The 13,498-nt window shown below is 73.6% G+C and carries 14 protein-coding genes; 8 read left to right on the top strand and 6 right to left on the bottom strand.

Annotation, left to right across the window (positions count from 1 at the left end):
• Window positions 1-2: 2 nt before the first annotated feature.
• Window positions 3-1,133 carry a polyprenyl synthetase family protein gene (locus TR48_RS19440; protein ID WP_042369033.1) on the bottom strand — a complete coding sequence of 377 codons (1,131 nt, stop codon included), beginning with the start codon at window positions 1,131-1,133 and terminating at the stop codon, window positions 3-5.
• Between the two features lie 168 nt (window positions 1,134-1,301).
• Here TR48_RS19440 and metF point away from each other — a divergent pair, with 168 nt between their 5' ends.
• Together metF and TR48_RS39005 are read left to right on the top strand one after the other, a co-directional pair.
• Window positions 1,302-2,219: a methylenetetrahydrofolate reductase [NAD(P)H] gene (gene metF / locus TR48_RS19435; protein WP_042369031.1), complete on the top strand. Its 918-nt coding sequence runs from the start codon at window positions 1,302-1,304 to the stop codon at window positions 2,217-2,219.
• Window positions 2,220-2,276: 57 nt separating this feature from the next.
• On the top strand, window positions 2,277-3,086 hold the full coding sequence (locus TR48_RS39005; protein ID WP_152628051.1) for a hypothetical protein: 810 nt from the start codon (window positions 2,277-2,279) through the stop codon (window positions 3,084-3,086).
• A gap of 19 nt (window positions 3,087-3,105) precedes the next feature.
• Here the strand turns inward: TR48_RS39005 and TR48_RS19425 are convergent, their stop codons facing one another.
• Window positions 3,106-4,530: a phytoene desaturase family protein gene (locus TR48_RS19425; protein ID WP_042369030.1), complete on the bottom strand. Its 1,425-nt coding sequence runs from the start codon at window positions 4,528-4,530 to the stop codon at window positions 3,106-3,108.
• A 56-nt stretch (window positions 4,531-4,586) separates the two neighbouring features.
• On the opposite strand from TR48_RS19425, the gene TR48_RS19420 reads away from it, so the two are divergent.
• Window positions 4,587-4,805: a hypothetical protein gene (locus TR48_RS19420; RefSeq protein WP_042369028.1), complete on the top strand. Its 219-nt coding sequence runs from the start codon at window positions 4,587-4,589 to the stop codon at window positions 4,803-4,805.
• On the opposite strand, the gene TR48_RS19415 is transcribed toward TR48_RS19420, so the two are convergent.
• On the bottom strand, window positions 4,792-5,364 hold the full coding sequence (locus tag TR48_RS19415; RefSeq protein WP_042369026.1) for a TetR/AcrR family transcriptional regulator: 573 nt from the start codon (window positions 5,362-5,364) through the stop codon (window positions 4,792-4,794). The genes TR48_RS19420 and TR48_RS19415 overlap by 14 nt on opposite strands.
• Window positions 5,365-5,489: 125 nt before the next feature.
• On the opposite strand from TR48_RS19415, the gene TR48_RS19410 reads away from it, so the two are divergent.
• The gene (locus TR48_RS19410; protein ID WP_084729567.1) at window positions 5,490-6,986 is read left to right on the top strand and encodes an MFS transporter; all 1,497 of its coding nucleotides are present in this window, start codon (window positions 5,490-5,492) and stop codon (window positions 6,984-6,986) included.
• Window positions 6,987-7,001: 15 nt separating this feature from the next.
• Here the strand turns inward: TR48_RS19410 and TR48_RS19405 are convergent, their stop codons facing one another.
• Together TR48_RS19405 and yczR are read right to left on the bottom strand one after the other, a co-directional pair.
• Complete coding sequence (locus TR48_RS19405; RefSeq protein WP_042369022.1) at window positions 7,002-7,607, bottom strand: DUF4126 domain-containing protein; 606 nt, start codon at window positions 7,605-7,607, stop codon at window positions 7,002-7,004.
• A 434-nt stretch (window positions 7,608-8,041) separates the two neighbouring features.
• Window positions 8,042-9,523: a MocR-like transcription factor YczR gene (gene yczR / locus TR48_RS19400; RefSeq protein WP_042369019.1), complete on the bottom strand. Its 1,482-nt coding sequence runs from the start codon at window positions 9,521-9,523 to the stop codon at window positions 8,042-8,044.
• Window positions 9,524-9,649: 126 nt separating this feature from the next.
• On the opposite strand from yczR, the gene yczE reads away from it, so the two are divergent.
• Entirely contained in the window at window positions 9,650-10,324 is a 675-nt protein-coding gene (gene yczE / locus TR48_RS19395; protein WP_063771017.1) for a membrane protein YczE, read from the top strand.
• Window positions 10,227-10,919 (top strand): class I SAM-dependent methyltransferase, encoded by a 693-nt coding sequence (locus TR48_RS19390; RefSeq protein ID WP_042369016.1) that lies wholly within the window; start codon window positions 10,227-10,229, stop codon window positions 10,917-10,919. The genes yczE and TR48_RS19390 overlap by 98 nt, the downstream gene beginning before the upstream one ends.
• A 52-nt stretch (window positions 10,920-10,971) precedes the next feature.
• Here the strand turns inward: TR48_RS19390 and TR48_RS19385 are convergent, their stop codons facing one another.
• Entirely contained in the window at window positions 10,972-12,537 is a 1,566-nt protein-coding gene (locus tag TR48_RS19385) for a hypothetical protein (RefSeq protein WP_042369014.1), read from the bottom strand.
• Between the two features lie 187 nt (window positions 12,538-12,724).
• Here TR48_RS19385 and TR48_RS19380 point away from each other — a divergent pair, with 187 nt between their 5' ends.
• Together TR48_RS19380 and TR48_RS19375 are read left to right on the top strand one after the other, a co-directional pair.
• Window positions 12,725-13,030 carry a DUF6504 family protein gene (locus TR48_RS19380; RefSeq protein ID WP_042369211.1) on the top strand — a complete coding sequence of 102 codons (306 nt, stop codon included), beginning with the start codon at window positions 12,725-12,727 and terminating at the stop codon, window positions 13,028-13,030.
• 113 nt (window positions 13,031-13,143) lie between these two features.
• Window positions 13,144-13,498 (top strand): SAV_6107 family HEPN domain-containing protein (locus tag TR48_RS19375; RefSeq protein WP_042369209.1); only part of this gene is annotated, 355 nt, incomplete at its 3' end.

Below are 13,498 nucleotides of genomic sequence, written 5' to 3'. Positions count from 1 at the left end.
CGTCAGTGGCGTCGCGCGGTCGCCGCGTCGGCGAGACGGGTCAGGGTCTCACGAGCCACCTGCTCGCGGATCGGGGCCGCCGCGAGGACGGCGAGAGCCTCCTCGCGCAGCGCCGCGATGCGCTCCTCGATCCGCCGGGGCGCGCCGCTGCGTGTGATCACGCTGCGCAGCCGCTCGACGCCGTCCGCGTCGAGCTCGGGGGAGCCGAGCATGTCGTCCAGCAGGCGGGCGTCGGCGGTCGAGCAGGATGCGAGGGTCTCGGCGAGCAGCAGGGTCCGCTTGCCCTCGCGCAGGTCGTCCCCGGCCGGCTTGCCGGTGACGGCGGGGTCGCCGTAGACGCCGAGCAGGTCGTCGCGGAGCTGGAAGGCCTCCCCGAGCGGCAGGCCGAAGGCGCCGTAGGCCTCGGTCAGGTCCGCCGAGGCGTCCGCGAGCAGACCGCCGAGCTGGAGCGGTCGTTGCACGGTGTACTTCGCGGACTTGTACTCGATCACCGTCCGCGCGCGGTCCACCGCGCCGGCGTCGCCCGCGGGCCAGTTGACCGCGGGCTCCAGCATGTCGAGGTACTGACCCGCCATCACCTCGGTGCGCATCAGGTCCAGCAGCGGCTTGGCGCGCCGGACGGCCTCGCGCGGCAGGCCGGACTCGGCGAAGAGCGAGTCGCACCACACCAGCAGCAGGTCGCCGACCAGGACCGCGCTCGCGCCCCCGAACTGCGCGGCGTCGCCGCGCCAGCCCGCGCGGCGGTGCAGCGACTCGAAGCGGCGGTGGACGGAGGGCAGGCCCCGGCGGGTGTCGCTGCGGTCCATCAGGTCGTCGTGGACGAGCGCGCTGGCCTGGAGCAGTTCCAGCGCCGCCGCCGCGGCCACCGCCCCGCGCTCCTCGGCCGCCCCGCCTGCCCCGCGCCAACCCCAGTAGCAGAACGCCGCCCGCAGCCTCTTGCCGCCTGTCGGTCCACTGAGCAGGAAGTCCCGTACCGTGCCGCACAGCGGGGCGAGCTGGGGCGAGATCGCCAGCAGCGTGCGCTCCTGGCCCGTCAGGAAGGTGTCGAGGGCGGCGTCGACCCGCTGGCGCAACCACTCCGCGTCGACGGGGTTGCCGACGACGGGCGCGGGGGCGGACTGAGCGAGCGACACCGGTGACTCCGACTGGTACGGGGACCAACAGCGTAACGCGACGGGTGGGACGCCCGAGGACGGGGCGGCCCCGCGAGGCCACGCGGTGACCCGGCTGGTCTCAGCGACGCGTCCCAAGGAGCGGACAGGTGTTTCATCGACCGTCCGGATCGCGGATAACCTTCGGCTATGGCTCTCGGAACTCCCAGCACCCGCCCGGACCGTGCCGTATCGATCCGGGACCTCCTTGCGTCCGGGGCCAAGTCGTACTCCTTCGAGTTCATGCCGCCGCGCTCGCCCGAGGCCGAGGCCGGGCTGTGGAAGGCGATCCGGCGGCTGGAGGCGCTGTCGCCGACGTTCGTCTGCGTCACCTACGGCGCCGGCGGCTCGACCCGGGGCCGGACGATCAACATCACCGGCCGGATCGCCTCCGAGACGACTCTCACACCCGTCGCGCACCTGACGGCGGTGGACCACACCGTGGCCGAGCTGCGCAACATCCTCGGCTGCTACGCCGACCAGGGCGTGCGCAACGTGCTGGCCCTGCGCGGCGACCCGCCGGGCGACCCGCTGGGCGAGTGGGTGCGGCACGAGCACGGCGTGGACTACGCCTCGGAGCTGGTCGAGCTGATCAAGGAGTCCGGGGACTTCTGCGTCGGCGTCGCGGCCTTCCCGGAGCGGCACCCGCGGTCCACGGACTGGGACGAGGACATCCGGCACTTCGTGCACAAGATCAGGGCGGGCGCGGACTACGCGATCACCCAGATGTTCTTCGACGTCGACTTCTACCTGCGCTTCCGCGACCGCGTCGCGGAGGCGGGGTGCGAGGTGCCGATCATCCCGGAGATCATGCCGGTGACCAGCGTCCGCTCGCTGCACCGCATCCCGACGCTGTCCACGGCCTGGTTCCCGCCGCAGCTGCGCGAGCGGATGCTCGCCCACGAGGACGACGCGGCGGCGGTGCGCGCGATCGGCATCGAGTACGCGACCGAGATGTGCCGCCGCCTGCTCGACGAGGGCACGCCGGGGCTGCACTTCATGACGATGAACTTCTCCACGGTGACGACGGAGATCTACCAGAACCTCGGTCTTACCCCGCAGAGCTGAAAGCGGTCACTTCCACCCGGTACGGTGTGCTCCACCGTTCGAGAGGTGGTGCCCGAGGTGACGCTCCTGTACGCCGCGTTCGCGGTGGTCGCCCTGTGGCTGCTCGGTGAGTTGCTGCTGCAGCGCCGTGCGCCGCTGCACTGGCGCGGGCTTGCGCTGGTGGGGTTCCTGGTGCTGGTCGCCGGAGTGGCGCAGCGGTCGCTGCCGCTGATCGGCCTGGGCGTGGTCGCCTTCGGCGCGGGTCAGGCGCTGGCCACCCGGGCGGTGAAGCGTTCCGACGGTGCGACGTACTGGTCCCTGATGGCCCCGGAGAGCGTGCCGCTGGTCGGAAGGCTCTTCGGCGGCGAGCCGTCCGCCCCCGAGCCCAAGGGCCGCTCGCGCCGGGGCAGGTCGGGACCGGCGGCGGAGCCCGCGCCGGTGGAGCCGACGGTGGAGCCCGTTCTCGATCCGCAGCTCGATCCCCAGCTCGATCCGTCGGTCGAGGCCGCGGAGGCGGCGGCGGTCTTCCAGGCCGACGAGTACGCCGCGGCCGACAGCGTCTACTACCCGTCGACGGAAGGGCGGCAGCAGGAGGCGGCGTACTACGGCTACACCGCCGAGCAGCAGGTGCCCTACCAGGAGTCCTACGCACAGGGGCAGTACCAGGAGTCCTACGCGCAGCAGCAGTACCAGGAGTACCCGCAGTACCAGCAGCAGTACGCCGCCTACGAGTCCTACGAGCAGCAGCCCCAGGCCGAGCCCCAGGCCCAGGCCCAGCCTCCTCAGGCCCAGTACGGCTCCGAGTACGCCCAGTACTACGAGGGCTACGACTACGGGCAGACGCCGTACTACACGCAGGACCCGCAGTACCACGCCCCGCAGGGCTGACCGCCGCAGCGTCGGAGCGCTACGGGGTCCCGACCAGTTGGGCGGAGACCGCCGCCGACATCCCGACGCGGGCCAGCCCGCCGCCCGGGTGGGCGCCGCCGCCGACGCGGAACAGGCCAATCGGCGCACCCGCGTTGGGCGGGGCGAGGAACGCGCCGCCCGCGCCCGCGAGCGAGGGCGGCGGCACGGAGCCGCCGGGCGCGCCGGTCTCGGCGGCCGTGTCGGCGGGGGTGCGGGCCTGGGTCCACAGCACCCGCTCGCCCAACTCCGGAACCGCCCGGGTGACATGGGCCAGCACGGCGTCGGCGTGGGCGGCCGTCAGGGCGGCGTCGGTCCAGTCGACGGGCCCCTGCGGCGGCACGGTGACCGTGACGACCGCCGCCTCGTGCCCGGCCGGGGCGAGGGTCGCGTCGTCGGGGCGGAGCAGTTGCAGGGTCGGGCGCGCGCACACGCCCGGGGCGGGGCCGAAGAGGGCTTCGAGCTCCTCGGCGCGGTCGGGCGCGTGCACGACGGTCCGGTGCGCGGCGCTCCGCGGGCGGGCGCCGCGCAGCGCGAGCAGCAGGGTGAACCGCCCGGGGGCGCCCGCGACCGAGGCGGGGGCGCGGTCGTCGACGACGACGTCGGCGTCGAGGACGCTCCCGTCCGCGAGCCGCACGCCGGTCACCCGGTCCTCGCCCAGGACCTGCTCCACGCGCGTGCCGAAGCGGAGGTCGACGCGGCGGGCCTCGCAGCGGCGCAGCACCGCGTCGGCGAGGGCGCGCAGGCCGCCGGTGACGTACCAGACGCCGAAGCTCTGCTCCATATAGGGCAGCGAGGTCAGCGAGGCGGGCGCACGTTCGGGGTCGAGGCCGAAGCGCAGCGCGTACTCGTCCAGCAGGGCGGTCAGGCGCGCGTCGCGCAGCTCGCGGCGGCCGACGTCGGCGAGGGTGCGCGGCGGACGGGCGAGGAGCCCGCGCCGGGCGGGAACGTACGGGTCGCGGTGCAGGGCTGACGGGTCGTCGGGGAGCGGCTCCTCGAGCAGCGGGCGGCGGGTGGCCTCCCAGACGCCCCGGCCGCGCTCCAGCATCGCGGTCCAGCGCTCGCCCGCCCCCGTGCCGAGGGCCGCGTCCAGGGCGGCCGCCACGCGGGCGAGGGAGGCGTTGGCGAGGGCCAGGCGGGTTCCGTCCGGCAGCAGGTGCTCGCTGCCCGGGTCGACCGGGCGCAGCTCCACCTCGTCCTCCAGCCGGGTGCGACCGGTCTTCAGCATCAGGTCGCGGTAGACGGCCGGGAGGGTGAGCAGCGTCGGGCCGGTGTCGAAGCGGAAGCCGTCGCGCTCGTGGCGTCCGAGCATCCCGCCGTGGGTCGGCGCGGCCTCGCAGAGGGTCACCTTGTGGCCGACCGTCGCCAGCCGTGCCGCGGCGGCGAGCCCGCCCATTCCTGCGCCGATGACCACGATCCTTGCCATGGGCACCCATCGTAGGCGCTGGTGGGACGCTCTCCGTGCGGCCTTATGATCGGCGCATGGCGGACTTCGAGCACCACGAGCAGTTGGCGTTCCGGGCCCTGGCGGAGTCGCGGACCTCCAGCCTGAGCGGCAACCGTGAGTACCACGTCCAGGTCGCTCAGGTGGAGGCGACGCTCGCGCTGGCCGCCGCCGTCGCCGCGCTGTCGCGTCGGCCGGGCACGTCGGCCGCGCCGGGCATGCCAATGCCCGGCGACGAGGACGTCAGCGGGTCCTGACACCGTCCATGATCAGCCCGATCAGCCGCTCCGGCGTGCTGGTGGGCTTGCCCGCCTGCTTGGAGTGACCGCAGGCGTAGCTGATGCCGCTGGTCAGCTGCATCAGCTCGGAGGTGGTGACGTCGGCGCGGATGCCGCCGGCCGCCTTGGCGCGCTCGACCAGCTCCTCCGAGGTGTGGTGCAGCACCCAGGCGGTGTCGTGCTTGCGGTCGGTGCTGAGCAGCAGCGCCGAGGCGAGGCCCTTGAACGCGCTGACGTGGTCGACGAGACGCACCAGCCAGTCGTTCAGCGCCGCGGTCGGGTCCGCCGCCTCCAGCAGGGGGGCCGCGTCGGCGGCGACGGAGTCGGCCCAGCGCACGCAGACCGCGTCGAGCAGCGCCTCACGGTTGGGAAAGTGCCGGTAGAGGGTTCCGGGGCCGACGCCCGCGCGCTTGGCGATGTCGTCCAGGGAGGCGTCGGGGCCGTGGGCGAGAAAGGACTCGGTCGCGACGGCGACGAGCTTCTCGTAGTTGCGGCGCGCGTCGGCCCGCATGGGCCGTCCCTGCGTCTCGGCCGTCATGACGCCATATCCCCTTGCTAAGCGGAGACAGTCTCCGTATTGTTGTCCCTGGAACCGGAGGATATCTCCGTTTGCGTTCCCTGCCTATCTTCTCATCCATTCTCCATGCACTCCAGGGCGGAGCCATGTCCGAGAACACTCTCACCTCCTCTGCTCCACACCGGCTCGAGACACCGGCGTCCCACACACCAGGTGGCGCTCCACCACCGAACCCCCGACGCCGCCAGCTCGCGCTCGCGGTGATCCTGGCCTGCCAGCTGATGGTGATCCTCGACGCGACCGTCGTCACCATCGCGCTGCCGGGCATACAGCACGCGCTCGGCTTCTCCTCGGCCGGGCTCAGCTGGGTCATGAACATCTACTCGCTGACCTTCGGCGGCCTGCTGCTGCTCGGCGGGCGGGCGGGCGACATCTTCGGGCGGCGTCGCCTGCTGGCCTGGGGCATCGCGCTGTTCACCCTCGCCTCGCTGGCCGGGGGCCTGGCGACGAACCCCACCGAGCTGCTCGTCGCCCGCGTCGCACAGGGCGTCGGCGCGGCCGTCGCCGCGCCCAGCACACTCGCGCTGATCGTCAGCACCTTCCGCGACCCGGTCGAGCGGGCCCGCGCGATCGGGCTCTTCTCCGCGATGTCGGCCAGCGGGGCCACCGTCGGCCTCATCGTCGGCGGACTGCTGACCTCCTGGCTCTCCTGGCGCTGGGTCATGTTCATCAACGTGCCGTTCGGCGTGCTCGTCACGGTGCTCGCGCCGCGCGTCGTCGAGGAGCCGGAGCGGCGCCCCGGGCGGCTGGACCTGGTCGGCGCGGCGACCGCGACCGGCGGCATGGTCTCGCTCGTCTACGGCTTCATCCGGGCCGCGACGGTCGGCTGGTCCGACACGGTGACCCTGGTCTGCTTCGCCGCCGCCGCGGTCCTGCTGACGGTCTTCGTGCTGGTCGAGCGGCGCGTCGCGCAGCCGCTGCTGCCGCTGTCGCTGCTGAGGGACAAGGTGCGCGCCGGCGGCTACGCGGCGATGGCGCTGCTCGCGGCCGCGATGTTCGGGATGTTCTTCTTCGTCACGCAGTACCTGCAGACCGGGCTCGGCATGTCGCCGATGAAGGCGGGCTTCGGCTTCCTGCCGCTGGCCGTGCCGATCTTCGTCGGAGCCCGGCTGGCCCCGCGCCTGGTGCCCAGGTGGGGGACGCGTCCCTTCCTGGTGACCGCGCCGGTGCTGCTGATCAGCGGCATGGCGCTGCTGACCCGGGTCAACGCGCACACCGCGTACCTGAGCGGCGTGATGCCCTCGCTGCTGCTCTTCGGGCTCGGCGCCGGGTTCACCATGGTGCCGCTCAGCCTGACGATCCTCAGCTCCGTGCGGCCGGAGGAGTCCGGCGCGGCCTCCGGCACGCTGCAGACGATGCAGCAGGCGGGCGGTTCGCTCGGGACGGCCGTCGGGATCACCGCGTTCACGCACGCCACCAGCCACCCCTCCCGGCTGCCCGGCGCGGCGGGCCTGCACGCGACCCTCGCGCACGGCGTCTCGTCGGCGATGACCTGCTCGCTGGGTCTGGCGGCCGGAGCCTTCCTGGTGCTCGCCCTGTTCGTCCGGCCCCCGCGCCCCGAGCGTCCGACGGCCCGCGCGTAGGTCCTTGGGCCCGTCTCAGGCCTGGGCGGTGCGCAGGACGCGGGCGGCGCGGCGCTCCTTGCGGCGCTGCCAGAAACGGCGGATGCGGGAGAGCGTGAACAGCACCAGCGCCACGCCGCCCACCAGCAGGCACCCGGCGGTGATCGCAGCGGGTACGGGGTGGAAGAGCGCCAGCGTGACCAGGCCCGCGACGCCGAGGTCCTCGACGAGGCTGATCACGATGTTGCTGAACGGCTCGGGGGAGGTGTTCACGCCCATGCGCAGGCTCGCCTTGATCAGGTGGCTGACCAGCGCGGTGCCGCCGCCGATCGCGGCGGCGGCCAGCGTCGGCAGCGAGCTGTGGGCGTGGCCGGCCAGCAGCGCGGCGACGACGGCGCCCGCGATCGGGCGGATCACGGTGTGGACGAGGTCCCACAGCGAGTCCACATAGGGGATCTTGTCGGCGACGGCCTCGATCACGAAGAGCACCCCGGCGACGATCAGCACGTCGGTCCGCTCCAGCGCCGGCGGCACGGCGGCGACTGCGTCGTAGCGGCCCAGCAGGCCCATCAGCAGTACGACCGCGTAGGCGTTGACGCCGCTGGCCCAGCCGCTGGTGAAGACGAGCGGAAGCAGGCTCACGTGGAATCCCCCGGGTGTGTTGTGTCGTCGAGCGGACCACAGCCTACGCGCGGGCGCGCAGCGGGCCGAGGGAGATTGTCCCAAGATCCCTAGGTACGCGTACTCAGTTGCTGGTCCGAACGGGTTGAGTACCCGGGCGGATGGTTCCCGACCTGCGACGACGGCAAAGTAGTGGGCACCGGGAGGGACGGCGCGGCAAGGCGCCGGCCCACTCGGGGGCCGGCACTGCACCGCCGACACGGGGCGGCGGAGCAGGTGCCGGACCTGTGGGGAGCACGTACGGGGGAGTACGGGGCCCGGGGGAGCAAGGGGAGGGTAACGGGGGAAGGAGCGGCGTTCGCACGCCGGCGAGTGGGGGCTCGCCGGTGGGCGGGCGCCGCTCCGCTTTCCGCCCTCCGGCCGTCCGCCCCGCTTCCGCTCGGGGGCGGTCGGGTTCAGAGCAGGGTGACCTCGGGCGCCGGGGTCGGCACCGGCGGGGCGCCGGTCAACGACGCCGCCGCGGCGGCCAGCCGGCGGACCGCCTCGCGGGTGACCTCCGGCGGTTGCGCGAACGGGAGCCGAACGAAGCGCTCCAGGACCCCGTCGACGCCGAAGCGCGGCCCGGAGCCGACCCAGACGCCGTGGCGCTCCGCCGTGGTGGCCAGCGCGCTGCCGGAGACGCCGGCCGCGGTGCGCACCCACAGTGAGAGGCCGCCCTGCGGGATTCGGAAAGTCCACCCGGGCAGGAGCTCCCGGACCGCCTCCACCAGCGCGTCGCGCTGGGTGCGGACGCGGTCGCGCTGGTGGGCGAGGACCTCCGGCAGCGTCTCGGGGGCGAGCAGATGACGGACCGCCAGCTGTTCGAGCACCGGCGAGGAGACGTCGAGGCTGGCCCGGTCCCCGGCCAGGCGGCGGATCAGCTCCGGGGTGGCCCGGATCCAGCCGATCCGCAGGCCGCCCCAGAAGGTCTTGCCCGCCGAACCCAGGGTGACCACCGTGCCGCCGTGGTCGAAGGCGGCGAGCGGGCGCGGCATGCGCGCGGCCAGCTCCGGGTCCAGGCACAGGTCGACGGTGGTCTCGTCGCTGACGAGCAGCGTGCCCGTGGAGCGGGCGGCGGCGACCAGGGCTCGGCGCTCGTCCTCGGACATGAGCAGGCCGGTGGGGTTGTGGAAGTCGGGGATCAGGTAGGCCAGGCGCGGCGCGGCGTCGCGCAGGGTCCGTGCCCAGGCCTCCAGGTCCCAGCCGTCGTCCAGCAGCGGCACCGGCACGGCCCGGCCGCCCGCGTAGCGCAGGGCCTGCAGCGCGTTGGCGAAGCTCGGGGACTCGACGGCCGCCCGCTCGGCGGGCCCCAGGGCCTGACGCATCACCAGGGAGAACGCGCCGGACGCGCCGGTGGTGATCATGATCTGTTCGGGGCCGGTCGGCAGGCCGCGCGCGGTGTAGCGGTCGGCGACGGCCTGCCGCAGCACGGTGAGCCCGGCCGGGAAGTCGCCGTGGGTCGAGGTCCAGGCGGGCAGCTCGGCGACGGCGGCGGCCATCGCCCGGCTCAGCCACGGTTCGGGGGCCGACATGGCCGCGATGCCGAGGTCGATCACGTCGCCGGAGGCCGCCGCGTGCGGCGAGATCCCGGCCACGGGCATCGCCCGCCCGGTCGGCAGCGCCGTCCAACTGCCCGCGCCGCGGCGGCTGGAGAGGAAGCCCTCGGTGCGCAGCAGCTCGTAGGCGGCGGCCACCGTGGTCCGGCTGACGCCGAGTGCCGCGGACAGCTCCCGCTCGGCGGGCAGCCGCGTCTCCACCGGCACCCGGCCGTCCAGCACGAGGGTGCGCAGCCCGCCCGCGAGCGTGCGGTAGGCGGGGCCCGCGCCGGAGCGCTGCCAGTCGCCGAGGGCGCGGTCGAGCTGGGCGACGCCGACGGCGGCACGGGGGGAGGGTGGCATCCTCTGTCAGTCCACTTCTCGCGAATTGGCTATGGAAGAGCAGTCCAATCTCCTCCAGAGTGAGGCCAAAGATCGCCGCATGGCAAGAGCCGCCGGCCGGCAACGCTCAGGGAGGAAGGGGCCACCGTGGTCCTCGCACGCCGTCTCGTCCAGCTCTATCTGGGACTCGCGCTCTACGGTCTCAGCATGGCGATGATGCTCCGGGCCTCGCTCGGCCTCGCCCCGTGGGACGTGCTCAACCAGGGGCTGGACCGGCACCTCCCGCTCTCCTACGGCACCGTCTCGATGATCATCGGTGCGGCGGTGCTGCTGCTGTGGATCCCGCTGCGGCAGAGGCCGGGGCTCGGCACGATCAGCAACGTCTTCGTCATCGGCCTCACGGTCGACGCGGGTCTGTCGCTGCTGCCCGCCCTGCACGGCTTGCCCGCGCGGGCGGCGATGCTGGCCGGCGGCATCGTGCTCAACGGCCTCGCGGGCGGCCTCTACATCGGCGCCCGCTTCGGCCCCGGCCCGCGCGACGGGCTGATGACCGGCTTCGCCCGCCGCACCGGCGGTTCGCTGCGCCTGATCCGCACGATGATCGAGCTCACCGTGCTGGTGGTCGGCTGGCTGATGGGCGGTCAGGTCGGCGTCGGGACGGTCGCGTACGCGCTGGCGATCGGCCCCCTGGTGCAGTTCTTCCTGCCGATGTTGACTGTTCCTCATGCGAACGACGCGAGTGGGGCACAGCGGGACGGGACCGGGCGCGATCACGCCGGACGGGTGCGCGGTGGAGCTGTACACGAGACTGCCGGTGGGTGACGAGCCGGACGTCGTCGCCGCGGCGGCGCCGCGGCCTGGTGCGAGCATCCTCGAACTGGGCTGCGGCGTCGGCCGGGTGACGCATCCGCTGGTGGAGCGCGGCTTCGCGGTCACCGCCGTGGACGAGAGCCCGGAGATGCTGGAGCGCGTGCGCGGCGCGCGGACGGTGCTCTCCTCGATCGAGGAACTGGAGCTCGACGAGCGCTTCGACGTGGTGCTGCTCGGCTCCTTCCTGGTCAACACCGGCGACCTGGGCGTCCGCGCCGGCCTGCTGGGCACCTGCCGGCGGCACGTCGCCGCGGACGGGGTGGTGCTGGTCCAGCGCGAGGGGGAGGGCTTCTACGACAGGGTCCCGCGCGAGCAGGGGATGCGCGACGGCGTCGGCCGGATGGCGATCACCTCCTCCGAGGAGATCGAGCCGGGCCTGCGCGCCAACCGGGTCGACTACTGGTTCCCGGACGCGCAGTGGACCCAGTTCTTCCGCACCCGCCACCTCCCGGACGCCGCATTCGAACGCGCCCTCGCGGAGGCTGGTCTGGAGCTCGACGCCTACCTCACCCCGGACCACGTCTGGGCCAGGGCGCTGCCGTCGTGACGCGCTGCGGGGAGAGCCGTGAGTGCGGCCCTCCCCGAGTGACGGGAGCAGGTCAGCCAATCCCGTAGGCGCGGTAGACCGTGGTGGTCGCGCTGCTGCCGTCGGTGTCGGTCACCGTGGAGCGCAGCGAGACCGCGCCGGAGGCGGGGTCGGGTACGACGGCGGTCCAGTTGCCGCCGACATGCCGGACCTGGACGGCGTGCCAGGTGACCCCGCCGTCGGAGGAGGCCCACGCCTGCACCGAGCGGACGGTGCCGCGGTGGTCGGCGATGCTCTGGTCGCCGCCCTGGTGGTCGAGCCAGAGGGCGACGTCTGTGCTGCTGCTCGGTGCCGCCTGGTCGCGCATGTTCAGACCGGCCGGGACGAAGGTCGTCAGGTACGCCGGGGCGTAGGCGTTGGCGGCCGGGTTGATGTAGTAGTGCTCGCTCACCGTGGACGCGGTGGAGAGCATGCCGGCCGGGAAGGTGTAACCGGGGTAGTAGCGCTGGGCGGTGAGGTTCAGCGTGTACCAGCCGGCCGAGCCGACGTGCGGCTCCCAGCTGCCCGGGTTCGGGCCCATGTCGGTCCAGCTGTGGGCTGAGACCAGCGTGCCGCCCTTGTACAGGGAGCCGCTGTACTTGGCGGCGGCCTCCTCGCCCGGGGTGGACGGGTCGGCGAACATCTGCGGCCCGAAGTCGAGCCGGCCGTACCAGGTCGAGGGCTGGCTGCCGATCGGACCCCAGGTGGCCCGGTCGAAGATCTGCACGTAGGAGCCGCCCGCAGCCACCCGCCGCTTGCTCTCGAAGGAGCCGATGTCCCCCGCGGCCGCGGACTCGTCCGAACGCACGCCCCAGTTCGCGGCGTTGACGTGCGCGGTGACCGAGTACGGGGTGGTCTCGTAGACGGTCGGGCCGGCCAGGTCGGTCTGGCAGTCGGTGGTGGTGCTCTGGGGCTGGAGCATGAACATCGCGGTGTCGGAGCCGTTCGGGCCCTTCCGGCCCTGGACGGCGATGTTCGCCAGCGTCGAGCGCTGGTAGCGGTAGGTCGGGCCGGCCGGGACCCCGGTCGTCATGCCGCTGACGGCGTAGACGTCACCCGCCGCCGTCCCGCCCGGCCCCATCTGCTGCGGGCTCCACTGCGAGTCGTAGGCGAACTGCAGCGAGGATGAGGCGGTGGGGATCACGTAGACCTTGCCCGCGTCGTTCACCGCCTCGGCGGTCGCCGGCGAGTCGGCCACGCAGAGACGGGCGTCGTCGCGGTGCCAGGAGCCGGCGGGCGGGTGGTCGAGGGAGACGGCGAGCGGGTGGCCGGCGCGCGCGTCGATCACCGTGCTCGCGGCGCCGGAGACGGTGACGATCCGGGCGCCGAGGGTGTCGGTCTGGTCCTTCTGGTTCCAGATGTCGACGACCACGGCATAGCGGCCGGCGGGCAGGGACACGGCCCGGCCGCTGGTGAAGGTGAACGTCTGCCAGGTGGACAGGTTCTCCAGCTGGCCGGTGGCGGCCACCTTGGCGCCCTCGCGCCCGATGGTGGTCACGGTGAGGGAGCTGCCGGCGGCGGACGCGGGGCTGCTCAGCGCGGTGGCGGTGAGCGGCGCGACGACGGCCGCGGCGACGAGTGTTCTGCTGAGACGGCGCACGGAGTGTTCGACCCCCCTGATTCGACACGCCCTCCGTTCGGAGGGCGGCCGATCCTAGCAGGCGCCGAAGCCGGCGACGGGGCCGATTGTCAGTGGTGCCGAGGAGCATGGCGAACGAGGGGCCGGTCGGGTTACTCTGGAGATGTTCGAACGAAAGTTCGAACGAGGTCGCAAGGAGGAGGACGCGATGAGCAGGAGGCGTGCGGACCTGATCGAGGTGCGTGGCGGCACGGGCTTGCCCACCCACTTCCTCTGGCACGACAAGGTGTACGCGGTGCGCGAGGTGCTCGGGCACTGGAAGGAGAGCGGCGCCTGGTGGGAGGAGGTCCGCTCCGCCCACGCGACGCGGATCGCCGGGCAGGCGCTGGACCGGACGGAGCGGGAGGTGTGGCGGGTCGAGGCCAGCCCCGGCCGCTGCTTCGCCCCCGGCGTCTACGACCTCACCTTCGACCGCGGCGCCGACCGCTGGACCCTCACTCGAACGACTGACTGACTTCGGTGACCGGTGATCGGAACGGGAGGGCGTACGTCATGAGGGAGACCACAGACAAGCCGCAGGCCCAGGTGTTGCAGCTGCCGCTGCCGAGTGCCGTGGGCGGATCGGGCATGCCCTACCGCCCGGCGGGGGACGTCCACCCGGTGCTGCGGCGCGCCGGGGCGCCGCCCGCCGCGGTGGACCTGCTGGCGCAGGCGCAGCGCGGGTTGGCCGAGGCGCGCGAGCTGGAGGGCCCGCTGGAGCGGTACGCGGCCGCTCATCTGGCGGCGCTGCGCGCCTCCGCCGCGGTGCTCGCGCTGCGCGGGCGGCCGGAGCAGAGCGCGCGGGGGCGCAAGCGGATCCGCAGCGCCTGGGAGGTCCTGCCCGAGGTCGCCCCCGAGCTCGCGGAGTGGGCGGTCTACTACGCGGCCGGAGCGCCCAAGCGGGCGGCGGCCGAGGCGGGGGATCGCCCCGGCGCCAGCCCCC

Source organism: Streptacidiphilus neutrinimicus, assembly GCF_000787815.1.
Lineage (GTDB): Bacteria > Actinomycetota > Actinomycetes > Streptomycetales > Streptomycetaceae > Streptacidiphilus > Streptacidiphilus neutrinimicus.
Note: the sequence above shows the minus strand (reverse complement) of the source record. Positions and strands in the feature narration are given on the sequence as shown.

Coding starts and splice junctions, on each gene's coding strand:
- metF (WP_042369031.1), top strand. CDS start 1,302: ATGGCTCTCGGAACTCCCAGCACCCGCCCGGACCGTGCCGTATCGATC.
- TR48_RS19425 (WP_042369030.1), bottom strand. CDS start 4,530: ATGGCAAGGATCGTGGTCATCGGCGCAGGAATGGGCGGGCTCGCCGCC.
- TR48_RS19420 (WP_042369028.1), top strand. CDS start 4,587: ATGGCGGACTTCGAGCACCACGAGCAGTTGGCGTTCCGGGCCCTGGCG.
- TR48_RS19415 (WP_042369026.1), bottom strand. CDS start 5,364: ATGACGGCCGAGACGCAGGGACGGCCCATGCGGGCCGACGCGCGCCGC.
- TR48_RS19410 (WP_084729567.1), top strand. CDS start 5,490: ATGTCCGAGAACACTCTCACCTCCTCTGCTCCACACCGGCTCGAGACA.
- yczR (WP_042369019.1), bottom strand. CDS start 9,523: ATGCCACCCTCCCCCCGTGCCGCCGTCGGCGTCGCCCAGCTCGACCGC.
- TR48_RS19390 (WP_042369016.1), top strand. CDS start 10,227: ATGCGAACGACGCGAGTGGGGCACAGCGGGACGGGACCGGGCGCGATC.
- TR48_RS19380 (WP_042369211.1), top strand. CDS start 12,725: ATGAGCAGGAGGCGTGCGGACCTGATCGAGGTGCGTGGCGGCACGGGC.